At 41.9% G+C, this 26,465-nt stretch carries 24 protein-coding genes; 2 read left to right on the top strand and 22 right to left on the bottom strand.

Features of this window, described 5'->3' with window-relative positions; translation table 11 throughout:
- Positions 1-73 precede the first annotated feature (73 nt).
- Both acnA and ON01_RS09100 read right to left on the bottom strand, forming a co-directional pair.
- Complete coding sequence (gene acnA, locus ON01_RS09105; RefSeq protein ID WP_010530723.1) at positions 74-2,791, bottom strand: aconitate hydratase AcnA; 2,718 nt, start codon at positions 2,789-2,791, stop codon at positions 74-76.
- A 277-nt stretch (positions 2,792-3,068) separates the two neighbouring features.
- Positions 3,069-4,052 carry an ATP-binding protein gene (locus tag ON01_RS09100; protein WP_010530722.1) on the bottom strand — a complete coding sequence of 328 codons (984 nt, stop codon included), beginning with the start codon at positions 4,050-4,052 and terminating at the stop codon, positions 3,069-3,071.
- Between the two features lie 405 nt (positions 4,053-4,457).
- On the opposite strand from ON01_RS09100, the gene ON01_RS09095 reads away from it, so the two are divergent.
- Complete coding sequence (locus ON01_RS09095; RefSeq protein ID WP_010530721.1) at positions 4,458-4,934, top strand: DUF2621 family protein; 477 nt, start codon at positions 4,458-4,460, stop codon at positions 4,932-4,934.
- Positions 4,935-5,032: 98 nt separating this feature from the next.
- On the opposite strand, the gene ON01_RS09090 is transcribed toward ON01_RS09095, so the two are convergent.
- The 8 genes from ON01_RS09090 to ON01_RS09055 all read right to left on the bottom strand — a co-directional run bounded on the left by ON01_RS09090 (position 5,033) and on the right by ON01_RS09055 (position 10,947).
- The gene (locus ON01_RS09090) at positions 5,033-5,497 is read right to left on the bottom strand and encodes a CcdC family protein (RefSeq protein ID WP_010530720.1); all 465 of its coding nucleotides are present in this window, start codon (positions 5,495-5,497) and stop codon (positions 5,033-5,035) included.
- Positions 5,498-5,563: 66 nt separating this feature from the next.
- Positions 5,564-5,989: a Na(+)/H(+) antiporter subunit B gene (locus ON01_RS09085; protein WP_010530719.1), complete on the bottom strand. Its 426-nt coding sequence runs from the start codon at positions 5,987-5,989 to the stop codon at positions 5,564-5,566.
- Between the two features lie 96 nt (positions 5,990-6,085).
- Entirely contained in the window at positions 6,086-6,793 is a 708-nt protein-coding gene (locus ON01_RS09080; RefSeq protein WP_010530718.1) for a cytochrome c biogenesis CcdA family protein, read from the bottom strand.
- Between the two features lie 203 nt (positions 6,794-6,996).
- The gene (locus ON01_RS09075) at positions 6,997-7,221 is read right to left on the bottom strand and encodes a YneF family protein (protein ID WP_010530717.1); all 225 of its coding nucleotides are present in this window, start codon (positions 7,219-7,221) and stop codon (positions 6,997-6,999) included.
- A 44-nt stretch (positions 7,222-7,265) separates the two neighbouring features.
- The gene (gene sirA / locus ON01_RS09070; RefSeq protein WP_010530716.1) at positions 7,266-7,727 is read right to left on the bottom strand and encodes a sporulation inhibitor of replication protein SirA; all 462 of its coding nucleotides are present in this window, start codon (positions 7,725-7,727) and stop codon (positions 7,266-7,268) included.
- 172 nt (positions 7,728-7,899) lie between these two features.
- Positions 7,900-9,903 carry a transketolase gene (gene tkt, locus ON01_RS09065; protein ID WP_010530715.1) on the bottom strand — a complete coding sequence of 668 codons (2,004 nt, stop codon included), beginning with the start codon at positions 9,901-9,903 and terminating at the stop codon, positions 7,900-7,902.
- A gap of 87 nt (positions 9,904-9,990) precedes the next feature.
- A complete protein-coding gene (locus ON01_RS09060) occupies positions 9,991-10,224 on the bottom strand; it encodes a DUF896 domain-containing protein (protein ID WP_010530714.1) in 234 nt (77 codons plus the stop codon).
- An 84-nt stretch (positions 10,225-10,308) separates the two neighbouring features.
- Positions 10,309-10,947 carry a YneB family resolvase-like protein gene (locus ON01_RS09055; protein WP_010530713.1) on the bottom strand — a complete coding sequence of 213 codons (639 nt, stop codon included), beginning with the start codon at positions 10,945-10,947 and terminating at the stop codon, positions 10,309-10,311.
- Positions 10,948-11,292: 345 nt separating this feature from the next.
- On the opposite strand from ON01_RS09055, the gene lexA reads away from it, so the two are divergent.
- A complete protein-coding gene (gene lexA, locus ON01_RS09050) occupies positions 11,293-11,916 on the top strand; it encodes a transcriptional repressor LexA (RefSeq protein ID WP_010530712.1) in 624 nt (207 codons plus the stop codon).
- Between the two features lie 144 nt (positions 11,917-12,060).
- Here the strand turns inward: lexA and glnA are convergent, their stop codons facing one another.
- The 12 genes from glnA to miaB all read right to left on the bottom strand — a co-directional run bounded on the left by glnA (position 12,061) and on the right by miaB (position 26,361).
- On the bottom strand, positions 12,061-13,398 hold the full coding sequence (gene glnA / locus ON01_RS09045; protein WP_010530711.1) for a type I glutamate--ammonia ligase: 1,338 nt from the start codon (positions 13,396-13,398) through the stop codon (positions 12,061-12,063).
- Between the two features lie 192 nt (positions 13,399-13,590).
- On the bottom strand, positions 13,591-14,844 hold the full coding sequence (locus ON01_RS09040; protein ID WP_010530710.1) for a methionine gamma-lyase family protein: 1,254 nt from the start codon (positions 14,842-14,844) through the stop codon (positions 13,591-13,593).
- 9 nt (positions 14,845-14,853) lie between these two features.
- Entirely contained in the window at positions 14,854-16,089 is a 1,236-nt protein-coding gene (gene hflX, locus ON01_RS09035; RefSeq protein ID WP_010530709.1) for a GTPase HflX, read from the bottom strand.
- An 87-nt stretch (positions 16,090-16,176) separates the two neighbouring features.
- Positions 16,177-17,103: a stage V sporulation protein K gene (gene spoVK / locus ON01_RS09030; protein WP_010530708.1), complete on the bottom strand. Its 927-nt coding sequence runs from the start codon at positions 17,101-17,103 to the stop codon at positions 16,177-16,179.
- Between the two features lie 130 nt (positions 17,104-17,233).
- Positions 17,234-17,458 carry an RNA chaperone Hfq gene (gene hfq / locus ON01_RS09025; protein WP_010530707.1) on the bottom strand — a complete coding sequence of 75 codons (225 nt, stop codon included), beginning with the start codon at positions 17,456-17,458 and terminating at the stop codon, positions 17,234-17,236.
- 47 nt (positions 17,459-17,505) lie between these two features.
- Positions 17,506-18,432: a tRNA (adenosine(37)-N6)-dimethylallyltransferase MiaA gene (gene miaA / locus ON01_RS09020; protein WP_010530706.1), complete on the bottom strand. Its 927-nt coding sequence runs from the start codon at positions 18,430-18,432 to the stop codon at positions 17,506-17,508.
- 20 nt (positions 18,433-18,452) lie between these two features.
- The gene (locus tag ON01_RS09015; RefSeq protein WP_010530705.1) at positions 18,453-18,902 is read right to left on the bottom strand and encodes a Dps family protein; all 450 of its coding nucleotides are present in this window, start codon (positions 18,900-18,902) and stop codon (positions 18,453-18,455) included.
- Between the two features lie 58 nt (positions 18,903-18,960).
- Positions 18,961-20,814 (bottom strand): DNA mismatch repair endonuclease MutL, encoded by a 1,854-nt coding sequence (mutL, locus tag ON01_RS09010; RefSeq protein ID WP_010530704.1) that lies wholly within the window; start codon positions 20,812-20,814, stop codon positions 18,961-18,963.
- An 18-nt stretch (positions 20,815-20,832) separates the two neighbouring features.
- Complete coding sequence (gene mutS, locus ON01_RS09005; protein ID WP_010530703.1) at positions 20,833-23,403, bottom strand: DNA mismatch repair protein MutS; 2,571 nt, start codon at positions 23,401-23,403, stop codon at positions 20,833-20,835.
- A gap of 113 nt (positions 23,404-23,516) precedes the next feature.
- Positions 23,517-24,083: an outer spore coat protein CotE gene (locus tag ON01_RS09000; protein ID WP_010530702.1), complete on the bottom strand. Its 567-nt coding sequence runs from the start codon at positions 24,081-24,083 to the stop codon at positions 23,517-23,519.
- Between the two features lie 267 nt (positions 24,084-24,350).
- Entirely contained in the window at positions 24,351-24,779 is a 429-nt protein-coding gene (locus ON01_RS08995; protein ID WP_010530701.1) for a YlbF/YmcA family competence regulator, read from the bottom strand.
- Position 24,780: 1 nt separating this feature from the next.
- Entirely contained in the window at positions 24,781-26,361 is a 1,581-nt protein-coding gene (gene miaB, locus ON01_RS08990; protein ID WP_010530700.1) for a tRNA (N6-isopentenyl adenosine(37)-C2)-methylthiotransferase MiaB, read from the bottom strand.
- Positions 26,362-26,465 lie beyond the last annotated feature (104 nt).

Below are 26,465 nucleotides of genomic sequence, written 5' to 3'. Positions count from 1 at the left end.
GTTCAAAATTTCCCCCACAGCGTAAAAAACCAATACACCGGACAATCCGATGTATTGGTTCCTGTTACATAACCTATTGCGTAACGCTGCTTGTGGTATTCAGTTTATTTCGAAGCACCATTTGAAGGATGCCGCCGTGACGATAGTAGTCAACTTCAACATCGCTATCAAATCGGGCGATGACATTAAATTCGGTTGACTTGCCATCCTCATCAACAGCTGTGACTTTAACACGGTCATGCGGTTTTACATTCTCGTCAATTTCCACGTTGAATGTTTCCTTGCCAGTCAGTCCAAGCTTATCAGCACTGTCACCTTTTTCGAACTGTAATGGCAAAACACCCATCATGACCAAGTTCGAACGGTGAATGCGTTCAAAGCTTTCGGCAATAACTGTCTTGATACCCAACAGATTCGTACCTTTGGCAGCCCAGTCACGGGAAGAGCCCATTCCGTAATCTTTACCGCCGACAACGACCAATCCGATGCCATTCTCCTGATATTTCATGGCAGCATCATAAAATGGCATAACTTCGCCAGTCGGCCAGTATGTGGTATAGCCGCCTTCTTTACCCTGAGCCAGGAGATTGCGGATACGGATATTGGCAAACGTACCGCGCATCATAACTTCATGGTTACCGCGGCGGGATCCGTATGAGTTAAAGTTTCTTGGTGATACACCTTTCTCCTGAAGATACTGTCCTGCTGGCATATCTTTTGCGATTGCCCCTGCCGGTGAAATGTGGTCGGTTGTTACCGAGTCGCCGAATTTACCAATCATACGGAGATTATTTAACGGCTTCACGGAACCTGCTTGTTTTGAAAGTCCCTCGAAAAATGGCGGATTTTGAATGTATGTTGATTCACTGTCCCATTTGAATAATGGTTCATCAGTTGTTTGAATCTCGTTCCATTTTTCGTTGGAATCAAATACGCGCTCATATTCTTTACGAAAAATCTCCGGCTTAACGACAGACTGAACAGCATCTTTAATGTCTTCCATCGATGGCCAGATATCCTGTAAATAGATAGGCTCGCCGTCTGCGTCAGTACCAAGCTGATCCTGTGTCAAGTCAATATCAACCGTTCCTGCTAGTGCATAGGCAACAACCAATGGCGGTGATGCCAGATAATTAGCTTTGACTAACGGATGAATACGCCCTTCAAAGTTACGGTTACCTGATAATACAGACGAAACCGTTAAATCACTTTCTTCAATTGCTTTTTCAATTTCCGGGCGAAGCGGTCCGGAGTTTCCGATACATGTCGTACAACCATAGCCGACAAGGTTAAAGCCAAGCTGATTCAGATATTCCTGCAATCCTGAATCATCAAGATAACGTGTAACAACTTTAGATCCTGGAGCCAGTGATGTTTTAACATATTCAGGAACTTTCATGCCTTTTTCAACCGCTTTTTTAGCAAGCAGTCCAGCCCCCAGCATGACATATGGATTGGATGTGTTGGTACAGGATGTAATCGCAGCAATGGCAAGCGCACCTGTCTTCATAACCGACGTTTCATCATTCGGATGCTGCACTGTTGCCACTTTGTCAAACTCTGATTTATCCATGCCAAAGCCCTGATTTCCGGATGGTGCTGTAATAGCTTTATTGAATTCTTTCTTCATATCAGACAGCGCGATCAAATCTTGCGGACGTTTTGGTCCGGATAGATTTGGTTCAAGCTCTGATAAGTTGATTTCAACAACTTCGGTATACTCAGGATCTTCCTGATCAGCTGAATACCAGAGATTGTTTTCTTTACAATATTTTTCGACCAGTTCAATTTGCTCTTCACTGCGGCCGGTTAAGTGAAGATAGCTTAAAGCCTCATCATCAACAGGGAAGAAGCCGCATGTTGCGCCATATTCAGGTGCCATATTGGAAATAGTTGCACGGTCAGCAAGCGGCATATCTTTTAACCCTGGTCCAAAATACTCGACAAACTTTCCGACAACATTTTTCTCACGGAGAACCTGGGTCACTTTTAATGCCAGGTCAGTTGCTGTCGTTCCTTGCGGGAAGCTGCCGGTAAATTTAACACCAATGACTTCCGGTGAAGGGAAATATGATGGCTGGCCAAGCATACCTGCTTCTGCTTCGATTCCGCCGACACCCCAGCCAAGGACACCCAGACCGTTGATCATTGTTGTATGTGAGTCAGTTCCGAACAGCGTATCCGGAAATGCATCATATGTGCCGTCTTCATTTTCAAGACCATGAACAACATTTGCGATATACTCCAGGTTTACCTGATGGACGATACCTGTTGCAGGGGGCACAGCACGATAGTTTTCAAATGCTTTTTGTGCCCAGTGCAAAAATTCATAACGTTCCATATTACGTTCAAATTCAAGTTCCATGTTTGCTTTCAATGCATTAGGTGTACCATACTGATCTACTTGTACCGAGTGGTCAATAACCAGGTCTACGGGTACTTCCGGATTAATCTTATCCGGTTCGCCTCCCATGTCAACCATTGCCTTTCTTAACGAAGCCAGATCAACAACAGCCGGCACACCGGTGAAATCCTGCAAGATAACACGGGAGGGTTTAAAAGGGACATCCACCCCTTTTCCTTCATTTGTCCCCCATTTAGCCAACCCTTTAATATGTTCATCTTTGATCACGTGCCCGTCTTGTTGACGAACGAGCGATTCAAGAAGAACTCGGATTGAAAAAGGCAGACGGGATATTTTTCCCAAATTGGCATCTTCAAGTGCTTGTAATTGGTAAAAGTTGTATGTCCTGCCATTCAGATCAAATTGCCTTTTTGTTTCAATTCCCATAAAAACAGTACTCCTCTCTGATCTTTCTGTTAAACGGCAAACCAAAATGCCGCTTGCAATACCCGGCATATGCATACTTATGTCCAAAGCCTGAGCTTGACATATGCAGATAAGCCCATTTATCATTTGTTATCTGCCAAAAACATCTACGAATATATATTATATGAAATGGTTCTATAAAACAATCGTTTCATCACAGTTGATATATATTAATAAGTTATTAAAAGTGATAAGCAAAACTTATACTTTTATGACTGCAAACGTACGAATATTTATATTATGAAACTGGTAAGATAACTCTGAACGTACTTCCGATTTCCTCATTTTGCAGGATTTCAAGTTCCCCCCCGTGACGCTCAAGAATTTGTCTTGTAATCATCAGTCCAAGACCGGTTCCATTTTGTTTTGTAGTAAAAAACGGCTCACCCAACTTATGTATGATTTCCTCAGGTATACCCGGACCTTCGTCAATAATGTCAGTCAAAACTCCCTTTTTATGCGGATAGCTACTGATCTTAATGCAGCCGGGGTCGTCCATTGCCTCAATCGCATTTTTCAATATGTTAATAAAGACTTGTTTAATTTGAGAACGGTCACACTTAACATTTTGGCTTGATATTTCTTTCATTTGAATTTCAATGTTTTTTAATCTTGCCTGTGGTTCTAAAAGAGTGACGACATCTTCAACCATTTCGAGTAAATTTTCCATTTCTTTATGATTGGTCATCGGCTTTGAAATGAACAACAGCTCCGAGGTGATGTTCTCCATCTTCTCAATCTCATCAACCATAATATGATGATACGCATCTTCCCTCTTGACACCGGCTTGCAGCAGCTGCAGAAAACCCTTCAAGGACGTCAGCGGGTTACGGATTTCATGCGCAATTCCCGCCGCCAGCTGTCCTGCAACTGACATTTTTTCGGATCGGATCATCATTTCTTCAGCTTCCTTTTTGTCTGTGATATCTTTGGTGCAGGAAATATAATAATGATTGCCATGTTCATCCTGAATTGTTGTCACCAGATTTTCCGTCCATATATTTTTGCTGTATATATTTGGTACGTTAATATTAAAAACCTGTTTGACATTTTCAGTCGTATCAAAGTGACCCTTTATATAGGAAGCGTCACTTGAAGGGATCAATTCATGCCACTTGGCGCCGAGAAGCTCTGAAACCTTATAGCCCAGTAACTGTTCGACAGCTTTCGATATATAAATAATTCTGCCGTTTTTATCCCATAAAGTAACGAATCCGCTCATATTCTGGTCTATCCATTTAAGGATTGAGGAGGGTAGCGAAGCCATATTATAAAATTCTTGAGGTTGAGGGGGGTTGTGGATAGTTGTTCATTCTTATTGATCTCTGTGGATTTTTTGCCATAGTTACTGTTCATCCTCTTCCCTCCTTAAGTCATATATTCTTCAATCAGTAATTCATATGACAAATTAAACGAAAATATGCTACTATATTTGTAATATGGTAACTTGTAAAGATGGTAATTGTGTTAGATTATAATACAATTTATGGGTACTGTAAAAAATTCACCAACAAATCATGATTACAAATATAAGGCGTCATATGATACTATAATAGCCTATTGAAATGAAAAATTAAAGGAAAAAATTACTAAGATCTTTACTATTAAGAACAAAACAGGTGGTAATATGTCAATAATTGACGATATGTTAATCGTTTTATGGGGTTTTTTGATGTTAAGTCTCATGGGGATCGGCGGATTTTTTATGTTCCGTAAATTCCTGAAACAATTGCCGAAAGAAGACGGTCATTCAAACATGGAGTGGGAAACGTATTATGTCGATCAAACGAGACATATGTGGCACAAAAATGAAAAACAATTGCTGGAAGAATTGGTTGCACCCGTCCCCGAATTATTCAGAGATGTAGCGAGGCACAAGATAGTCGGTAGAATCGGTGAAGTTGCTTTAACGAAGAAATGTGACATGATAACCCGGGAGGTCCTGATCGAAGGATATATCTTAGCAACACCAAAACGGGATCATAAATTCTTAAAGAAAAAATTAAAAGAGAAGGATATTGATGTAGCACCTTATAAACACTTATTTGAACTGTCCCGAAGCGGCTATGCTAAAAATTGGAAATCACGTTATCAAAAAGGATAAGGAACAGTTTTGAATCCGATGAAAGAACAGCCGGATACATTATTAAAAAGGGCAGCTGACCCAATTGTAAGGGTCAGCTGCCTTTTTTAATTTATCTGTTATTTAAGTTCTTTTTCCAGCCGTTTAAACTTGAAAAGCATTGCCAGACGCCAGGAGATGATCATACCAAACGCAAGAAGGAAAAACATGCCGCTTGTTTCCCCAAACGAAATCGTTGATCCGATCGCTAGTTTAATGATTATCCTGAACAATAATAAACCGAACAAAATAAAAACAAATGATTTTGACGGAATTAAATATATATATCTGCCTTTTATTTCAAAATTGGACGTTTTAATTAAAAAAAAGGAGAAAATGATACCGACAAAAATCGCCTCGAAAACCTGGAGCACATTCACCCGAAAAACTGGAAATAAAAACATAAGTGCGCCTGTACTCATAAATAATGGGGGCAAAATTATTTTTTTGACGGATGCCGGTTTCCTGGATGCCTTTAAGCGAATAAATATCATAGTAATAGCCATAATAGCCGCAATTATGGTACTCGCTGTCAGCCAAAACATTAGCAATCACTCTTCCCCATGCCTAATTAATCGGTAAAAAAATCATTCCCATAACCGGATTGACTATTATTGATCCTCTGCAATGGTTAAAATGATGGTGACAGTGACACCGAGAACGGTAAAGTAAACACCAAAATCAAATAACATAGCAGTAGCCAGTTCAAGTTCACCAAAAATCGGGAAATGGAAATAATCATATGTATGTGACAAAAACGGCTGTCCGAATAAGAAAGAACCTACCCCGGTTCCTACAGCAAGAATCAACCCGATAGGAATCAGCATACGATAGTTAATCGGCAAAATTTTTTCAAGTACGCCAGCACCATATGCCATATACATCAAAACGATAGCAGAGGATGTCATTAAACCACCAACGAACCCTCCGCCTGGCGAATTATGACCGGCAAGTAACAAATAAATCGAGAAGCCCAGCAGAATAAACGCAATTAAAGATGTTGTCGTCCGAAAAATGAGATCATTAGGTTTATACATATCAGCCGATGCCCCTTTTCATGTCTATTGTCCAAAAAATCTCCACTCCATTCAGTTTATTACAAACCAAGTTAAAAATCCAGTTTGTCCAACACGTTAAAATCCGGAAAACCCGAATAAGCCTGCGAGAAACGCTGTTAAGTCAGTCATCCAATCAAAGTACAAGGCAATTCCCATAAAAATCATGATATAGCCGCCAATTTTGACAATCTTTGAACTGTTACGCTTGATCCACGACAGTTTCCCGATAAAAAAGGATAATACTAGGAACGGAATCGAAAAGCCCAATATATAACTGATCATCATCACCATTCCAAGATCGGGATTGGTTGCTGCCAGAGAAATAACGATAACAAGGATAGGCCCCATACATGGAGTCCAGCCCAGTGAGAATGCCAAACCGATAACAAAAGATCCGAAAAACCCTGCCGGACGGTTTTTAAAGGTAATTTTTCGGTCTTTCATAAGAAATTCAAAGTTAAATACACCGACAATCACAAGCCCGAAAAATACAATCAAAATGGCCCCGATTTGCCTGATAATATCCCTATTTGACTCCAGGAATCCGGCAACAAATGAAGATCCGAAACCAAGCATAATAAAAACGAGCGAAAAGCCGACAAGGAAAAAAACAGTATGCATTAAACTTTGTTTTGTCAGCATTTTATTCTCATTTGTTAATTCATTAACACTCATCCCTGTTATATAAGAAAGAAACACCGGGTAAAGCGGCAGCACACAGGGAGAGATAAATGACAGGAAGCCCGCTCCAAATGCTATAAAAACATTTATTTCTTCAGACATTGTAATCCTCCTACACTACTTCCTGAACTATATTTTACCAGAAAAGACAAATGGAACTGAAACCGTTTTTGACAATAATCCGACAGTTGCAGCCATATACAATATATTATCCTCATCTAGCACCAAATCAGAAAAATACCCCTGTAATCTGTCAAAATTCAGGGGTATTTTCCTAAACGGTTTTCTATGATGAATAATGCCAATTATTTCCCTTGTTGCTGATTATTCATCTGACGCATCATTTGATTAATTTTCTTCTGGGACGGTTTTTGACCCATTTGCATCATCAGCGTACGCAGCATTTGCTCATTAATTGGCGGGTTTTTCTTTAAATAGTTCATCATGTATTTTCGGGCGATAAAAAATCCAAGTGCAACTCCCGCAATTAAGGTCAAAATTGCTATTAATACAACCCAAATCACGTCCATTAAAGCTTTCCTCCTTCATGTTGTCTCTCATACAGTATAGTAAATCAAAGATAAGAATACAATACTTGTCCAGCCTTGTCATTTCCCTTTAACTGAAGAACCGGAGAGACCCAGCCGAAATCGTTCTCTGCTTCGCCTACCACGAAAAAATATGGCTGGTATAACCGTAAGGCGGGAAAAAGCAGATCCTCGGCATCATTAATTATGTCACCCCGAAAGTTTATACGTTTTTGCTCGATATGTAAAGAAATATTGCGTGTTCCCTCTCGAATGGCCAAAGACCCTTCATTGTTTTCAACCATGACATGGGATGATTGATTTTCCAATATGTGTGATAGAAGTAAGTTCTCAGGCAAGTCCATCGTAATATACTGGAACTGCTTTTCCAGATCCTCTCTGTTTTGCTGATGGTGATAACTTTTAATAAATCGGCATAATATGTCACTGCGAAAATAGAAAAACCGTGCAAATTCTTCCTTAATCCAATAAATAGAGTAATGATTCAACAGAAATCCTCCTCTCTTATATATACTATTATACCGTTTCATATTTAGAAGTTTGTCACACTGCGCAGCAAAGAGACACTATTTTTGTCGACTCCCCCAATTCCATATCAGATCAATCATTTCCAATAAAAAGGTGGCTCCCCAAGAGGAGAAGCCACCTTTACACAAAAATTTATTTTATCAATTGTTGAACACGTTTTACGACATTATCAACATTAAAACCATATTCTTCAATCACTTTATCCCCTTTAGCGGAGGCACCGAACCGGTCAATGGCCAGAACATCGCCCTGCTCGCCTGTATATCTCTCCCATCCAAATGGTGATGCCATTTCAATAGCCAATCTTTTCTTGACATTCGGCGGAAGCACTTTATTCTTATAAGCCTCATCCTGTTCTTTAAATCTGTCCCAGGACGGCATGCTCACAACGTTTACTTCGATTCCTTTTTCATGCAGGGCTTCTTTCGCTTTTACAGCAAGCTGCACTTCTGAACCCGTTGCCAATAACAATGCATCAGGTGTTTCTTTATCTGTTTCACTGATAACATAGGCACCTTTACGCACGCCTTCTTGAGCATGTTCTTTCGTTCCTTCCAATACCGGAAGGCCTTGTCTTGTCAGGACAAGCGCAGTAGGCTTATCGTTCGACTCCAGTGCCAGCCTCCAGGCTTCACGTACCTCATTGCCATCTGCAGGACGGATGAGTGAAAGACCGGGCATAGCCCTAAGAGATGCCAGCTGTTCAATAGGTTCGTGTGTCGGTCCGTCTTCGCCAACAGCAATCGAATCATGTGTAAACACATATGTCACAGGGTTATTCATGATGGCAGACAACCTCAGCGCAGGGCGCAAGTAGTCACTGAATACAAAGAACGTTCCGGCGTAAGGCTTAATGCCGCCATGCAAAGCCATTCCATTAGCAGCAGCTGCCATCGCGAATTCTCGCACACCGAACCAGATATTTTTTCCGGCATAATCATTTCGGGAAAAGTCATCCCGGTTTTTAATCGTCGTTTTATTTGAGCCTGCTAAGTCAGCACTGCCTCCAAACAAATATGGTACTGCTTTTGAGACTTCATTCAGAACGTCACCGGATGAAGCACGTGTTGCTTTCGGATCATCTTCCGAGTCATATACGGGAAGGTTCTTCTCCCAGTTTTCCGGTAGTTCGCCTTTTATGGCATGTTCTAATTCATTGCCTGCTTCGGGATATTTTTCTTTATAAGTTTCGAACAGATCGTTCCACGCTTGCTCAGCGTTTTTTCCATCTTCGGCGATTTTTTTCCTGAAATCGGCATAAACGTCATCAGGCACGTGAAATTCATTATGTGTCCAGCCATAGTGTTCTTTTGTCAGTTTAACTTCATCTTCACCCAGAGGCGCGCCATGTGAAGCTGCAGAAGCTGATTTGTTCGGCGCCCCGTAGCCGATAACGGTTTTTACTTCGATCAGTGTAGGCTGATCGGTATTTGCTTTAGCTTCTTTGATGGCGTTGCGGATTTCACTCAAATCATTACCGTCTTCCACCCGTATAACCTGCCAGCCATATGCTTTGAAGCGTTCTTCCGTATTATCCGAAAATGCACGATTCAGCTCGCCATCAAGTGAAATGTCATTTGAATCATACAGAGCAATCAGTTTGCCCAATTTTAAATGACCTGCAAGTGATGCAGATTCATGGGAGATGCCTTCCATAAGGTCACCATCGCTCACAAGTGCATACGTGTAATGGTCAATAATGGATATATCGTCTTTATTATAGGTTGCTGCTAGATGTGCTTCAGCCATTGCCATACCGACTGACATGGCGATACCTTGTCCAAGCGGGCCTGTCGTTGCTTCAACTCCGTCAGTATGGTGGACTTCAGGGTGGCCCGGTGTTCTGGAATCCCACTGGCGGAATGACTTCAGATCATCTATGGTTACATCATAACCCGATAAATGCAGGAGTCCATATAAAAGCATTGATCCATGACCCGCTGATAAAACGAAACGGTCCCGGTTAAACCATTTAGAATTTCCCGGATTTTGGGTCATAAAATCCGTCCACAATGTGTACGCCATCGGTGCAGCGCCCATCGGGAGACCGGGATGACCAGAGCTCGCGTTTTCTATCGCATCAATTGCCAAGGTCCTGATTGTCTTAATGGATAGCTGTTCGATTGTTTCTGACAAAGTGATACCCCTTTCCCTTGTTAACATTGATTCGTGTCCTTCTTAATTCTATAATGAAACGATCACCATAACAAGTCTAAACAATAGTTAATGTTTTTTGTCCCTGCTTTGTAAATCTCGCACTTTTTGTGGCGTGACATCTCTGCCTTCAGGGTCTTTTACGGTCATTGATTTAAACTGATTTTTGAAAGATTTCCGGACATTCTGCAGGTATTCCTCGCGGAGCTCTTTTTGTTCAGCCTGTTCTTTGACAGTCAACCCTTCTTCTTTTGACTTTTTAGCCAATTGATTTATGCGATTAAGTTTTTCTTTTGAAATCATAGATGGAACCTCCTGAAAATCAATAAAGGCAGAAACAATATGACTGTTCCTGCCTTCTAATACTACACGTCAAATTATTCATATTCAAGTGTCGAGATATTCCTGATATCTGCGATGTACAGTCGCTTTTGAAACAGAATGTCCCAATCCGTTCAGCGTATCAGCGATTTCCTGGAACGTAAGCTCATGCTGCCTTAATCGTACAACTTCCTCAATCGGAAAGTCCTTTCGTTCCTTTCCCGGAGCCTTGTTGCGGTTTGACAGATTTTTGCTTGGATCAAATCCATTCTCAACGGCTTTCTTCATTCCCCGCTTGATTTTTGCGTTATGGATTTTCCGCTGATATTCTTCTACAATACTAACAATCTGCAACACCATTGAGTCCGCTTCAGACAACTCCAGTTCACCGTCATAAAATGATGTATAAATCCCCACATCCAATTTTTGCAATTGATGATATAGGGCGATTTTGGTATTGCCCCGGCCCAACCTCGTTTCATCCTGGATAAGTAAACAATCAGCCTGCTTATCAGAAAAATAGTCCAGCATCTGAAAAACGCCTTCCCGGTCTATTTCATAGCCGCTTGCCTGCTCTTCAATACATTCCGCAATTTTAAATCCATAGGCTTCGGCAAGCTTCATCAATTCTTCTTTCTGCCTTTGCAATGATGTTTCCTGAACTTTTTTATCAGTACTGACCCGGCAATAAATAATTGCTCTCAATGTAATATCCCCTTATAGAGGTTGTTCAAACAGTCCGGTAACAAGTTTTCGTTATCCTCCTTTTTGAACACGCACTTATATGTTATCCACTTGTCACCATTGAAAAATATAAAAATATCAACGCAGATGCAAAAGCTATCAAATAAAATATATCAGTTTTTGTAATTCTTTCAAACATATGAACCATCCTTTCCTTCATAAAAACAAGAACTTCTGTTCGAATCTATCTATTATTATATACGAACAAATGATCTTGTCAACAGTTTTTTCGAACGAATGTTTGCTTTGCTGAAATAGACATGCTATACTGACCTCAATAAATATTATGCGCGAGGTGTTTAATTGATGACGAAACTTTCAAAGCGGCAGGAAGCCATTCTGGATTATATAAAAGAACAAGTTGACGAAAAGGGTTATCCACCGTCTGTCCGGGAAATCGCGGTGGCCGTCGGGCTTGCCTCCAGCTCAACCGTACACGGGCATTTGGCAAGGCTGGAAAGCAAGGGTTTTATCAGGCGCGATCCTACAAAACCAAGAGCCATTGAAGTTTTGGACCTTTCAGAGGAAAGCCATATACCAAGGGAAGAACCACGATATGCCCCTGTTATCGGTAAGGTAACAGCTGGGCTTCCAATTACCGCCGTGGAAAATATCGAGGAATTTGTTCCTTTGCCTAGTTCGGTTACAGGTACTGATGAGAATCTATTTGTACTCGTCATTGAGGGAGAAAGCATGATTGAAGCCGGTATATTGGATGGCGATATGGTCATCGTTAAACAGCAAAACACGGCGCAAAACGGCGATATTGTTGTCGGTATGACCGACGAAGACGAAGCGACCGTAAAACGATTTTTTAAAGAAAAAGATCATATTCGTCTCCAGCCTGAAAATGCAACGATGGAGCCGCTGATTTATCAGAATGTGACTATTTTAGGCAAAGTAGTCGGTTTGTACCGTAATGTTGAGTAGAACACTAATAACACCCTTATCTTTTATAGACCATATTTTATAATTGCAGTGTATTCGAACGTTTCAGCTGCAAAAATAAAACAAGGCTTTGTCATCATAAATGTGATGACAAAGCCTTGTTATTAACAGGATAAATCTGCAATTTTAATAGGTTGTGAGATATTGCTCCCGCTCCCATGGATGAACAGTCGTTCTGAACAAATCCCATTCAATCGTTTTTGCTTCAACAAAGTGTTCATAAAGGTGTTCACCAAGTGCTTCAACGATTGTCTCATCTTGCTGCATTACTTCCAAAGCATCCATTAGTGTTGCAGGCAAATCCTTAACGCCATTCTCTTCACGTTCTTTTTTGTCCATATCATATATGTTCTGATCAACCGATTCAGGCGGTGTTAATTTGTTTTCAACACCATCCAGTCCGCTGGCGAGCAAGACTGACATCGCCATATATGGATTGGCGGCAGGATCAACACTTCGCACTTCAATGCGGGTGCTTAAACCACGGGAGTATGGAATACGGACAAGCGGACTCCTGTTTGTACCGGACCACGCCACATAACATGGCGCCTCATAACCTGGAACAAGGCGTTTGTACGAATTGACCGTTGGGTTCGTAACAGCTGTGAAGTTTGTAGCGTGTTTAATTACCCCGGCAGTGAACTGATAAGCAACATCGCTTAGTTGCATCTCCCCATCTTTATCAAAAAACGCATTTTCGCCATTCCTGAATAAGGACATATTAACATGCATGCCGGAACCATTGACCCCGAACAGCGGTTTTGGCATAAAGGTCGCATGCAAATTATGTTTTCTAGCAATCGTTCTGACCACCAATTTGAACGTTTGAATGTCGTCGGCATGTTTGACAGCATCCGAATACTTAAAATCAATCTCGTGCTGCCCTGGAGCACCTTCATGATGTGATGCTTCAATCTCAAAACCCATTTCTTCCAGTTCCAAAACGATATCCCGCCGGCAATTTTCGCCCAAATCTGTCGGTGCCAGATCAAAATAACCACCGTGGTCGTTCAGTTCCATTGAAGGCTGACCTTTTTCGTCAAGTTTAAACAAAAAGAATTCGGGTTCTGTTCCTATATTAAATGCGTTAAAACCAAGTTCCTCCATTTTCTGAAGCTTGCGTTTTAAATTGTAGCGCGGGCATCCTGCAAAAGGGGTTCCATCCGGGTTATAAATATCACAGATAAACCGGGCTACTTTCCCTTTTTCGGAGGTCCATGGAAACACCACAAATGAATCCAGATCAGGTTGCAGATACATGTCAGATTCCTCGATGCGGACAAACCCTTCGATGGATGAACCATCGAACATCATTTTATTGTCCAATGCCTTATCCAATTGACTGAGCGGAATCTCAACATTTTTGATATTTCCAAGCATGTCGGTAAATTGAAGACGGATAAACCGTACATTTTCCTCATCGATCCGTTTCATGATTTGCTCTCTTGTTAACCCTGATGCCATTTAATTTCCTCCTAAGTCATTTTTAACTGCACATCAATCGTCCATCATAAAGTGAAACTTGCTTCAGTGAGACGCTTCTTTCCACTGAATGTTAGTTGAACAAAATCGGACATTTACTGCCAGTTACATGTGGGATAAACCTTACTCCTCTATATTAGAGATATCATAAGTCTGTGTAAAGTTATATCACGATCAGAACTGAGCTGACAAGGATATTAATTCTTGCTCAACTAATTCATTAACCGCTGCTTCAAGCGCAATTTTTACATGAGCGTATGTTAAACCTCCCTGTACAAACGCTGTATAAGGTTCCCTAATTGGTCCATCAGCCGTCAATTCAAGGCTCGCACCTTGTATAAATGTGCCTGCCGCCATAATGACCTTATCCTGATAACCGGGCATTCCGCTCGGATACGGGGTAACAAAGGCGTTAACCGGGGAATTGTGCTGAATGGCTTGACAAAAAGCAATCATATTTTCTGGATTATTAAAGGTAACCGTCTGAATCAGGTCTGTCCGATACGCTTCGTAATCCGGGCTTGTCCGAAAACCCGCCAAGTCCAAGAACCTCGCAGTCAAAACAGCACCTTTTAACGCTTCACCGACAATATGCGGCGCCATAAAAAGGCCCTGAAACATCTCCTGCAATGTGTTGAATGTTGCACCAGTCTCCTTCCCAAGCCCTGGCGCAGTCAACCGGTTCGCACACTGTTCCACAAGCGATCTGTTCCCGACGATATACCCGCCGGCACGGACAAGTCCACCGCCCGGGTTTTTAATGAGCGACCCCGCGATAATATCTGCACCTGCATGCAAAGGTTCCCGTTCCTCAGCAAACTCGCCATAGCAATTATCAACAAATATAATCACGTGTTCGTTTAGCGATTTTACAAAATGGACCATTTCGTCGATTTCGCCGATTGTAATAGAAGGTCTGCTATCATAACCTTTCGAACGCTGAATGCCTACCACTTTCGTTTTTGATGACAGCTTTTGCCTGATTCCAGAATAATCAACTGAGCCATCATCCATTAAATCGACCTGGTTATATGTAATATTAAAATCAGATAATGAGCCGCCGTGCTGGCCGCTTATACCAATGACTGATTCCAACGTGTCGTACGGTTTTCCGGTAATATAAAGCAATTCATCACCGGGACGCAACAGACCGAACAGAGCGGTTGATATGGCGTGGGTTCCGGAAACAATCTGCGGTCTAACGAGTGCATCTTCCCCTCCAAAAACTTCAGCATAAACACTTTCCAACACTTCCCGACCCAAATCATCATATCCGTAACCAGTCGTTGAATAAAAATGCGTTTCACTGACACGACTGGATTTGAAAGCATCAAGCACTCGCTTCTGATTTGTTTCGGTAACAGCGGAGATACTTGCATGCTGCTGTTTACAGTCATGTTCTGCCTGGGCTAGCAAATTTGTCAACATATCAGTTTCTTAATGCTCCTTTAATAAGCTTCTCAAAGGGTGATTTTGGCGGATATAACCGCTGACAGAGTAAACATTTTCGTTCTGCTGGAAAGATTGCTCTGTTACGATTGTTTCCTGCTCCAACCGGTGCAGCAATTTCCCCTGGTCAGGATTTATATCCACGGTATACCAGTCCCATTCATCCTTCAACGTTTCCTCCAGCTTCCTCAGAAGCCGTTGGATATCTGCCGGATCGAGTGCACTGATGAAAATATTGGGATAATACATCGGAATAAAATCATCCTCAATAAGATCTTTTTTATTATACACCATCAGCTTCGGGATTGTATCCGCATCAAGGTCGTGAAGTAAGTTATTCACGGTGTTTTGCTGCTGCTCCAGATCGGGATTTGCTGCATCAACCACATGCAGAATAAAATCTGCCTCGGTCACTTCTTCAAGCGTTGATCTGAAAGCCGCAATTAATGAGGTTGGCAGGTCTTGAATAAATCCTACTGTATCTGTTGCCAGCGTTTGAAAACCTGATGGCAGCTGGATTCTGCGTGTCAATGGATCAAGTGTGGCAAATAGCTGATTCTCAACCAGCGCATCACTGTCAGTCAGCTGATTAAACAAAGTCGATTTTCCAGCATTCGTATAACCAACAATAGCAATCTGAAAAACGTCATTTGTTTTTCGGCGCCTGCGGTATTGTTCACGCTGTCTGACGACCTGTTTCAGCTGTCTTTTAATATCGTCAATACGGCTTCTTATGTGGCGCTGATCCGTTTCGAGCTTTGTCTCCCCAGGGCCCCGGGTCCCTATGCCTGCCCCCAGGCGTGACATTTCTTCACCTCGGCCGCGGAGCCTTGGTAGCGTGTATTCCATCTGGGCAAGCTCGACCTGTAGTTTGCCTTCTTTGGTCCGGGCACGTTTAGCAAAAATATCCAAAATCAGCTGACTTCGATCAATTACCTGGATACCGATGTGGTCCGTCAGGTTACGCAGCTGGCCGGGTGATAATTCATCGTTTGAGATTATGATATCAGCATCATATTCCTCTGCTGTTTCACGTATCTCATCCATTTTTCCTTCACCAATATAATAGGCAGGGTGAATTCGCTGCCGATTTTGGGTGATTACTTTTTCAACTGATCCCCCTGCCGTTTTGGAAAGCGACTTAAGTTCATCAAGGGATGATTCAAAACGCATATCATTATCTCCAGGCATTTTTACGGCTATTACTATAATCCTTTCCAGCATGTCAAAACCTCTTCCTGTAACCATTCTTAACAATTAGTATATCCAGTATTTATCATAGCAAATAACAATTCTCACTACAATTCGATGTCATTGGGCATCAAGAGACAAATCCTCAGCGGTTAAATAAATCAAATCGTTAACTGAAAATGTTTCCCTCGTTAATAGCCTCATGGCGTGAAGTCTAATGGATTGCTCAACCACATTACGAATATACCGTGCGTTTGAAAAATTGTACTGCGATTGGCTTTTTTGTTTATATAAATGTGTCCGCAGCTTCCATTCCGCCTCTTTCGTCAGTTCATATTCCCTGCTTTGAACCATTTGCTTCGCAATCTTCATAAGCTGACTTGTATCATAATCCTGAAAATCCAATATAAATGGAAATCTGGATTTCAAACCGGGATTCAGTGTCAGGAAACGCTCCATTTCGTAAGGATAACCAGCCAATATCAGGACAAAATCATTATGATTGTCTTCCATATGCTTTACCAATGTATCAATTGCTTCTTTGCCGAAGTCTTTTTCACCGCCCCGGGCAAGGGAATATGCTTCGTCAATAAACAAAACGCCTCCCATCGCTTTCTGGATGACTGCCCGCGTTTTCTGCGCTGTCTGCCCAATATACTCGCCGACCAGATCGGCCCGCTCCGCTTCAATGAAATGTCCTTTCGAAAGCAAATCCATCTCAAAATACATTCTGGCAAGTTTCCGGGCTACCGTCGTTTTGCCGGTTCCGGGGTTGCCTTTAAACAACATATGAAGCACTTGTTTTGTACCGGGCAATCCGATTTCTCTCCGCTTTTCGTTGATGACAATCGTTGCATATATCTCTTTGATGGTCCGCTTTAATCGTTTCATACCAATGAATGAGGAAAATTCAGTATCAATATGCGAAAAGGAATTACTCTCTGTTAGGCACTTTTTGCCTTCTTCGTCAGCTGTTGCATCACGCTGTTTATCCTGCAGTACAATATTAATTTGCCCGTTTTTGTTTCGATGCTTTTGCGTTTCCACATGATCACTCCTTCGTCACGATAGTATACGTGTTGAAAGAATGAGGTGTGACAAATGCCCATACACCCAAACATACAACAGGATAAAAAACGGACGCCCGAAAGGCGTCCGTTTTTATCAACATTTATGATTATTCCTTTTCCAATGACACATTTTTTACCGGGGCAAATGTGGAGATTGCATGTTTGAAAATCAGCTGTTGTCTCCCGTCTGTTTCCAGCAATACTGTGAAATTATCAAATGCCTTAACGACCCCCCGCAGCTGAAAGCCATTAGTCAGAAATACTGTAACCGAAACATGATCCTTTCTGAGTTTATTTAAGTATTGATCCTGAATGTTTACCGACTGTGCCATTCTATTTCCTCCTCTTTTCTATCTATATTTAAATACTTCTATATATTTTACAACATTCCTGCTAAATCAGTTAAAATATTTCTAAATATAACCTCGTGCGATTCAGGTGTAACCGCATACCATTTAACATCCATTTTGTTTTTAAACCATGTATATTGCCGTTTGGCATAACGCCTGGAATTCCGCTTCAGCAAATTCACCGTATCGTCAAATGACTGCTCACCTTTAAAGTAAGGGATAAACTCCTTGTACCCGATACCGCGCATCGACTGGTGATTTTCATAGCCAAGTTCATACAGCAATTTGACCTCGTCCAAAAGCCCTTCTTCCAGCATATGATCGACACGGTCATTTATTCGTTCGTACAAAAGATGACGATCCATTTCCAAACCTATAAAAATAGGTTGATACGGTGAATTCTTTGATTGGTTTTTTTGATATTCGGACATCGTGACCCCGGTTGTTTCATAGACTTCTAACGCGCGGATGAGGCGTCTGTGGTTGTTTGGATGAGTTTTTGCAGCCTGATCCGGATCTATCTCCTTCAGACGTCTGTGCATGACAGCAGATCCATGTTCAGCAAGCTCGCTTTCCAGCTGTCTGGTTATGTTTTCGTTTCGTCTCTGATTGGAAAAATGATAATCATATAAAGCAGCCTGGATATACAGACCGCTTCCACCTGCAATAATCGGCAATTTACCACGTGAATCTATTTCATCTATGTAGTGCTGGACAAGTTTCTGATAATCAGCAACCGAAAAGGGTTCTTCAGGATTTTTAATATCAATCATATAATGGGGAATTCCATCTCTCTCCTTTTCGGTAACCTTTGCAGTCCCAATGTCCAAGCCTTTATAGACCTGCATGGAATCCCCGCTGATGACCTCTCCGTTGAAACGGCCGGCAATATCAATGCTCAGCTTTGTTTTTCCTACTGCGGTTGGTCCAACAATTGATATGACTTTCTGTTTCACAAGCATTCCCCTAATTGTCTTTATTCATACGCACGATAAGCTTGCAGCATCCAGACGTATTTCTCCAGTTTACTTTGCAGGGTTACAAGCAAATCGACTGTCGGTTCATCGTTTCTGTCGGCAGCGAGCGGAATACCTTCTTCTTTTATTTCTGTTATTATCTGCTGGTAATCCTCGACTAATTGTGCCGTTATTTCATCTTCTTTATCATCAGCCGTTGCTTCCGCGAGCGTTGTTTCTTTTATATATTTTGTCATCGTCGCCAGCGGTTTGCCATCAATCATTAACACTCTTTCTGCAATTTCATCCAGGTCTTCAGCCATGGTGTTATACATGTCTTCAAATACACCATGTAATTGAAAGAAATGTCTTCCCTGGATAAACCAATGATAACGATGAAGTTTTACATACATGACAAAGTAATTGGATAACGTCTGATTTAGAAAATTGATAAGCTTTTGATTATCCACAGACAGCACCTCGCATTCATCTCAATTAGTTTTTACGAGGGGTGTCCAATTTATACATTTACATGACCCGTTTAAACATTTTTTCCAGTTCATAAGAAGAAAAGTGAATAATAACGGGTCTTCCATGTGGACAGGTAAACGGGTCGGATGATTTTCGCAAATCTTCCAACAGCCTGAACATATCATCCTGGTTTAAATGATGGTTTGCCTTGATCGAACGCTTGCACGACATTAAAGCAGCAGCGTCTTCCCTGATCATTTCCACGTCGACTTTCTCATGTTGCATAATCTGTTCGATCATTTCCCTGATAACCTCTTCCTCAAAGCCTTTCGGGAACCAATTTGGATGTGAGCGGATGATATACGTCTGATTTCCGAACGGTTCAAAAAACAGCCCGACTTTCTCAAGTTCCTTCATATGATGGTCTATAAAGATTGATTCCTGTTTGGAAAAATCAAATGTTAATGGAATCAATAATTCCTGGAGTTCATTTGCTGTTTGTCCCAATTTTTTTCGGAAGCGTTCAAATTTGATCCGCTCCTGAGCAGCATGCTGGTCTATCATATAAAAGCCGTTTTCATTTTGTGCCAGAATATAGGTCCCATGAAGCTGGCCGATTGGATACATGACTGGTACCCGCTCCCGGCGTGTGCTGGTTTCCCCTTGTTCGGTTACGATAGCTGCATCGACCGGATCGGCTGAGTTGTTATCCGGGGTATCGTCAATTGACGTTTTAGGATCACGTTCAAATATTTGTTCAGTTTCCTGGTTAGTCTTCGGACTTTGGCCAATTACCGGGCTGGGTTCATTTACTTGCTGCGTATTTTGCCATGAGGCTGTTTTAGGTTCGGATTCATAAAATTGCATGCTGTTCTGAACACTCTTTGGATATTTTTCGGGATGTTTCTGTTCCATCTCCGGGATAAGCGATGCATTTCTGAAAGCGGCCTGAATTGTTTCTTCAATTGCTGTAAATAACGCCTTGTCTTTGCTGAAACGTACTTCCAGCTTGGTCGGATGAACATTAACATCAACTAAAACCGGATCCATTTCAATTGCCAGCACAACAAGCGGGGAGCGTCCAATCGGAAGTAATGTATGATAACCTCTAATAATGGCCTGCGTCAGTTGCATGCTTTTGATGTATCTGCCATTAACAATTGTTGAAATGTAGTTTCGTGAAGCTCTGGTGACTTCGGGTTTAGCGATATACCCTTCAATGGAGAAATCCAGTGTTTCATGTTTAACCGGTAGCATCTTTCTGGCAACACTCATGCCATATACCTGACTGATAACTTGCAGCATGTCACCGGTCCCTGCCGTATTAAACAGCTGCTTTCCATTATGCACGACCTCAAAACGAATGGAAGGGTGCGACAATGCCAGACGGTTTAACAAATCGGTAATATGACCCAGTTCGGTATGAATGGTTTTCATATATTTCAACCGGGCAGGTGTGTTAAAAAATAAATCTTCAACAACAATTTCTGTTCCCTGGCGTGCATCACTTTTTGTCCGATCCGTCACCACACCACCTTCAATCGACAGCAGTGTACCGGCACTGTCACCTTCTGATGTTTTAACTGACATTCTGCTGACTGCCGCAATACTCGCCAGCGCCTCTCCTCTAAAACCCAGTGTGTTCACGCGGAATAAATCCGTTTCATCTTTGATCTTGCTTGTTGCATGACGCAAAAAAGCTTTCTCGGCATCAGCTTCAGGCATGCCATTGCCATTATCAGTCACTTTTATTTTTTGGAGTCCGGCTTCTTCCACTTCAACCTTGATCCATGAGCTATTGGCATCAATACTGTTCTCAATTAATTCTTTAACAACTGAAGCAGGACGTTCCACCACTTCCCCGGCAGCTATTTTATTGGCGAGTGCATCAGGCATTTGGAAAATTCCCATGGAAACAGTCCTTTCATTCTAGTCTTCTTTCGCTTGTTTCTGCAGCTGGTATAATGCGTTCATAGCATCCATTGGCGTCATTTCAAATAGATTCATATCTTTTAAATCCTTTACCACATTGGCTGTTGATTGGCTGACCTGATTTTTATTCGGTTTCGCTTGTTCTGTCTCCGCAAAAAATGATAGCTGTCCGGCCTCGACCGCATTTGACTCATTGTTACTTTCCAGTTGACGCAAAATGGTGTTTGCCCGTTCAATCAACGGCGACGGAAGCTCAGCCAACTTTGCTACATGAATGCCATAGCTTTGATCAGCGGCGCCATCTTTCACCTGATGAAGGAAAACGACATTGCCCTCATATTCTTCTGCCCGGACGTGAATATTTTTCAATCTGTCGAGGGAATCCTCGAGTGCTGTGAGTTCATGATAATGGGTTGAAAATACCGTCTTGGCATGAATTTGATTATGAATATGTTCCACAAGAGCCTGCGCCAGTGCCATGCCATCATATGTGCTTGTCCCCCGCCCGATTTCATCCAGCAGAATCAGACTGTTTTCAGTGGCATTGGCGATGGCATGATTGGCTTCGAGCATCTCAACCATGAACGTACTTTGGCCTGATACGAGATCATCCGCTGCTCCAATTCGCGTAAAAATTTGATCGAACAACAGCAGTTCAGCTTCTTCACACGGGACAAAGCAGCCGATTTGCCCCATAATCACTGTTAAGGCAAGCTGTCGCATATATGTGCTTTTTCCAGACATATTCGGGCCGGTAATCAGCAGAATGGAAGTCTCTTGGTCTAGTAAAATATCATTCGGGACAAATGCATCATTTTTCATGACTTGCTCAACAACCGGATGACGTCCATTTTTAATCGCTAATCGATTCTTGGAAAATTCAGGCCGTTTATACTGGTTTGCTTCACTGACCGTTGCAAATCCCTGGAGTACATCGATTTGGCTGACTACTTCCGCTAAATACTGAATTTCCGGAATATGCTCCCTTACCTGATCCCGGATTTCCAGAAACAAGTTATACTCAAGATCAACACTTTGTTCCTCTGCTTCCAAAATCAGCTGTTCTTTTTCCTTTAACTCGGGGGTTATATAGCGTTCGGCGTTTGCAAGCGTCTGCTTCCGCTCATATCTCTCTTCAGGCAGCAAGTGCAAATTGGCTTTGGTCACCTCAATGTAATAACCGAAAACACGGTTATACCCGATTTTTAGAGATTTGATATTCGTTTCCTGCTTTTCCTTCTGTTCCAATTCTGCAATCCATTGCTTCCCGTTTCGGGATGCCTCACGATACGTATCAAGTTTGTCATGGTACCCATCCTTAATGATCGATCCTTCAGTAATGGAAACAGGCGGATCATCCTTCAGACTTGAGGAAAGCAGTGAAGTGAGCTTTTCCGGAAATGAGAGTTTATCGCTTAATTCCATGATTTTTTCTTTATCAAACTGTGTTAAAACCGCTTTTAGTTCAGGGATTTTTTCAAGCGATTGTTTCAACTGAATAAGATCACGAGCGTTGACATTTCCGTAAGCAACCCTTCCGGCGAGCCGTTCCAGATCATATACTGATTTAAGTGTCTCACGTAATGTATCACGTTCCATAAAACCTTGCAGAAAACCTTCAACGGTATCAAACCGCCCCTCTATTTCCTGATGATTTAACAGCGGGCGGTCAAGCCATTTTTTGAGCATGCGCGATCCCATTGCCGTGACGGTCTGGTCGAGCACCCACAAAAGACTCCCATGTTTTCCCTTTTTCATGATGGTCTCCGTCAATTCCAAATTTCGTTTCGAGTACATATCCAGTGATAAATAGTTGTCCAATTTGATAACCTGAGCAGGCTGCAAATGATCAAGCGAGCGTTTCTGTGTATCCTCTATGTAATTCAGAAGCCGGCTGAATGCTTGTACAAGACGCTCATCATTCAGATTCGCGCATAAACTGCGGTACTCTGCATTAAAGGTTGTCTCATCCTGATACGATAATGTGATATTTAATTTTTTGTGCAAATCTTCTTTTAGTGTATCAGGAAGGTCTGATGCAATAACAATCTCTTTTATTGGCTGATTATACAGCTCATGCATGACGGCATCCCATCCCCCAGGAATGAGCGCAATATTATTCTCGCCGACCGACAAATCATTATAGATGATCACATAAGAACCATCATCAAAATGCGAAAGACTGGCAATATAGTTATTATCGTGCTCCTCGAGCATATTGCTTTCCATCACGGTCCCGGGAGTGATCAGCTGTACAACCTCCCGTTTGACGACGCCTTTTGCTATTTTAGGATCCTCTACCTGTTCACAAATAGCAACTTTATACCCTTTATCAATTAAGTTTTTAATATAGTTGGCCGCGGAATGGTATGGCACACCACACATCGGGGTCGGTTCTTCTTTTCCACCATCCCGTTTGGTCAGAGTGATTTCCAATTCCCGTGCAGCGAGCGTCGCATCATCAAAAAACATTTCATAAAAATCGCCCAGCCGGAAAAACAAAAAAGCATCTTTGTGCTCAGCTTTAATTTTCAAATATTGCTCCATCATTGGTGTATATTTAGCCATAATGAGTCCTCCAAAAACTTGCGATATATTGTTATATTATAGCATATATTGCCGGACCAGGACGAATGCGGCAGGTAAAAAAACTTACGAGAGTGTTACCTCTCGTAAGCTGATTAATCCTTATCCTTACTGTCTACAAAGTCCGGCTCTACATCACTCAGTTCATCATCTGTAATATCAAAGCCCCAGTCATCGTCGTCATCAAATGTGTGACCTTTTGGATCTACCTTAACAGCAACTTTTGTCTCGCCGATAATTTGCACAACAAATTCGCGCTCAACATCTACTACGATTTTATTACCATGATGGGCAATTTCACATTCCAGGCAGTTAGGCTGCTGGACCACTTTAGCAATAACATCGTAATCATCATTTAAGCAGTTGTCATCTTTAACTGAGAGTGGGACATAGTCAGTATACGTCACACGCTCGGTGACCACTTCTGTTTTAGTATTATCATTGTACGAATACCAGATGTTAATATCATAGCTTCCGCTGATTTCCACCGTATCCTCTGATTTTTTCCTGGCATGGTACAAATGGTTAATCACCCAGCAGCCGAGTATACTGGAAGGTCTATGTGATGGCGATACATGGTGTGTTGCCTGCGTAAACTTTCTTCCTTTGCCGCAAACCGCTTTCGTTATAATTTCTCTATAATCATGTTCAAGAAAAGACATATCTTCGTTACCTCCTTTTACTCATAGTCATATTATGCAAGACAAATACCTAAAGTGCATGACGAAATGAGCAAAGAAGAAAAGACGATCGAAGTTTTCCCGAAAAGTTACAGAAAAAGGAGCTGGGAAAAAGGGTTTTATACAATTAAAATCACTAACTAGAAAGTATGAACAGTGATCTAACCCGCTCCGGAAATATACTCCGCTAAAGCAGTTAATGATTCGTCTTTAAAGTGGGTTGTTTTCGTTATATTCGAGCCTCTTTGTTTATTGCTCGTTCGTTTGTTTATGTTCCAGTTTTGTACCGGTTTCGCCCGACAGCAGATCACCGCCGGTTGAGGTAATCACATTATTGGTGACCTCTCGTGAGATTGTTCCTGAAACAAGCTGAAGGACATCATTAACAACGCCCTGGGTATCTTTAAATTCCTGAACAATTGGAATCTCATCCACTTCAGCATGCAGCCGGTCAATTTCTTCTTCAACTTTTTTCAGTGCTTCCGTTTTTCCATATGCCTGAAAGTTAACAGCTTGTTTCTGCAATGTCTTAATTTTTGTGATTAACTGCTGGACTTTCTTATTATCATTAATTTTCGCTTCGACCTGTTTGAAGCGGTCAATTTCCTCAGTGTTGGCAAGCATGTTTGCCAATTTTTTGGCTTCATCCAGTATTTCTTTACGTGTATATTCTGCCATCTTATTTCACCTCTGCTGTTGTTTCTGCCATGACACCGTTTAATGACCATGTTCTGGCTTCTGTAATTTTCACATCAACAATTTTCCCGATTAATGATTTAGGGGCCCTAAAATTAACCAATTTGTTTCGTTCCGTATAACCGGCCAGCACATCGGGATCCTTTTTGCTCTCACCCTCGACAAGAACTTTTACAACTTTATCCTTATAGTGTTGCATCGATTCGGCGGATTGTTTATTCACCAGCTCATTCAAACGGTAAAGGCGCTGTTTTTTCACTTCTTCAGGCACATCATCCTGTTTCCGGGCTGCCGGTGTACCTTCCCGGGGTGAATAAATAAATGTGAAGGCAGATTCAAAACCAACCTCTTCAACGAGTGACATCGTTTCTTCAAACTGTTCTTCCGTTTCATTCGGAAACCCGACGATAATATCTGTTGTCAGTGTCGCATTTGGCATCGCTTCACGAATTTTTCTAACCAGTTCCAGATATTCTTCGCGTGTATACCTGCGATTCATTTTCTTAAGAACTTCACTGCTTCCGGACTGGACAGGAAGATGGATATGGTCAAGCAGGTTTCCGCCTTTTGCAAGTACCTCTATCAGACGGTCATCAAAATCTCTTGGGTGTGATGTTGTAAACCGGATTCTTGGGATGTCAATTTTATGAAGATCATCCATTAAGTCGCCAAGACCATAATCAGAATCCTCGAAATCCTTGCCGTAAGCATTGACATTCTGGCCAAGCAGTGTAATTTCCTTATAACCTTGCGCAGTTAAATGGCGTACTTCCTGAATGATATCTTCTGGAAGACGGCTCCGTTCCTTCCCTCGGGTCATCGGCACAATGCAGTACGTGCAGAACTTGTCACAGCCATACATGATGTTAACCCATGCTTTGACTTTACCTTTTCGTGCTTTCGGGAGATTTTCAATGATGTCGCCTTCCTTGGACCAAACTTCCACCACTTTTTCCTTGCCGAACATTGCTTCTTTCACAAGGTGCGGAAGACGGTGGATGTTATGGGTGCCAAAGATCAAATCAACTTGCGGATGCTTTTTCATAATCCGGTTAACGACTTTCTCTTCCTGAGACATACAACCGCAAACACCAAGAATCAGATCAGGCTTCTCACGTTTCAGCGCTTTTAAGTGACCGATTTCACCGAACACTTTATTTTCCGCGTTTTCCCTGATTGCACAGGTATTCAGCAAAATAATATCCGCGTCTTTGGTATCATTGGTTGATTCATAACCCATTTCATTCAAAATGCCGGCCATGACCTCTGTATCATGTTCATTCATTTGACAACCGTATGTACGGATCATAAATTTTCGGCCTTTCCCGATATTTTCCATATCTTCCGGGATCCCGAAATCGTAGTGGACCTCCACATCATCGCGGCCGCGTTTCCTTGCTTTATTCAAGTTCGGCGGCTCATATGTCGTTTCAAAATATTTGGCAATCATATCGTCACTGGTTGTATTTTTAAGCCGTTCAATGTTATCCGCATCGGATTTTTTGTCCGCCGGATTTTCAGCTGGCTTGATTTGCGCCTGCTGTTTTCGCTGCTGCTCGTTCATAATTGGAACTCCTTTCATATATAAAAACACTTATCTATATAATTATACATTATTTCATTATAATGCCTTCAGTTATATTAAACAATACATGATGGCTGCAGCAC

It is taken from the genome of Lentibacillus jeotgali, assembly GCF_000224785.1.
Taxonomy (GTDB): domain Bacteria; phylum Bacillota; class Bacilli; order Bacillales; family Amphibacillaceae; genus Lentibacillus; species Lentibacillus jeotgali.
Note: the sequence above shows the minus strand (reverse complement) of the source record. Positions and strands in the feature narration are given on the sequence as shown.

Bases quoted from the DNA above. Each gene is read 5' to 3' on its own strand.
- acnA (WP_010530723.1), bottom strand. From the start codon at position 2,791: ATGGGAATTGAAACAAAAAGGCAATTTGATCTGAATGGCAGGACATAC.
- ON01_RS09100 (WP_010530722.1), bottom strand. From the start codon at position 4,052: ATGAGCGGATTCGTTACTTTATGGGATAAAAACGGCAGAATTATTTAT.
- ON01_RS09095 (WP_010530721.1), top strand. From the start codon at position 4,458: ATGTCAATAATTGACGATATGTTAATCGTTTTATGGGGTTTTTTGATG.
- ON01_RS09090 (WP_010530720.1), bottom strand. From the start codon at position 5,497: ATGTTTTGGCTGACAGCGAGTACCATAATTGCGGCTATTATGGCTATT.
- ON01_RS09085 (WP_010530719.1), bottom strand. From the start codon at position 5,989: ATGTATAAACCTAATGATCTCATTTTTCGGACGACAACATCTTTAATT.
- ON01_RS09080 (WP_010530718.1), bottom strand. From the start codon at position 6,793: ATGTCTGAAGAAATAAATGTTTTTATAGCATTTGGAGCGGGCTTCCTG.
- ON01_RS09075 (WP_010530717.1), bottom strand. From the start codon at position 7,221: ATGGACGTGATTTGGGTTGTATTAATAGCAATTTTGACCTTAATTGCG.
- ON01_RS09060 (WP_010530714.1), bottom strand. From the start codon at position 10,224: ATGATTTCAAAAGAAAAACTTAATCGCATAAATCAATTGGCTAAAAAG.
- lexA (WP_010530712.1), top strand. From the start codon at position 11,293: ATGACGAAACTTTCAAAGCGGCAGGAAGCCATTCTGGATTATATAAAA.
- glnA (WP_010530711.1), bottom strand. From the start codon at position 13,398: ATGGCATCAGGGTTAACAAGAGAGCAAATCATGAAACGGATCGATGAG.
- ON01_RS09040 (WP_010530710.1), bottom strand. From the start codon at position 14,844: ATGTTGACAAATTTGCTAGCCCAGGCAGAACATGACTGTAAACAGCAG.
- hflX (WP_010530709.1), bottom strand. From the start codon at position 16,089: ATGCTGGAAAGGATTATAGTAATAGCCGTAAAAATGCCTGGAGATAAT.
- hfq (WP_010530707.1), bottom strand. From the start codon at position 17,458: ATGGCACAGTCGGTAAACATTCAGGATCAATACTTAAATAAACTCAGA.
- mutL (WP_010530704.1), bottom strand. From the start codon at position 20,814: ATGGGAATTTTCCAAATGCCTGATGCACTCGCCAATAAAATAGCTGCC.
- mutS (WP_010530703.1), bottom strand. From the start codon at position 23,403: ATGGCTAAATATACACCAATGATGGAGCAATATTTGAAAATTAAAGCT.
- ON01_RS09000 (WP_010530702.1), bottom strand. From the start codon at position 24,083: ATGTCTTTTCTTGAACATGATTATAGAGAAATTATAACGAAAGCGGTT.
- ON01_RS08995 (WP_010530701.1), bottom strand. From the start codon at position 24,779: ATGGCAGAATATACACGTAAAGAAATACTGGATGAAGCCAAAAAATTG.
- miaB (WP_010530700.1), bottom strand. From the start codon at position 26,361: ATGAACGAGCAGCAGCGAAAACAGCAGGCGCAAATCAAGCCAGCTGAA.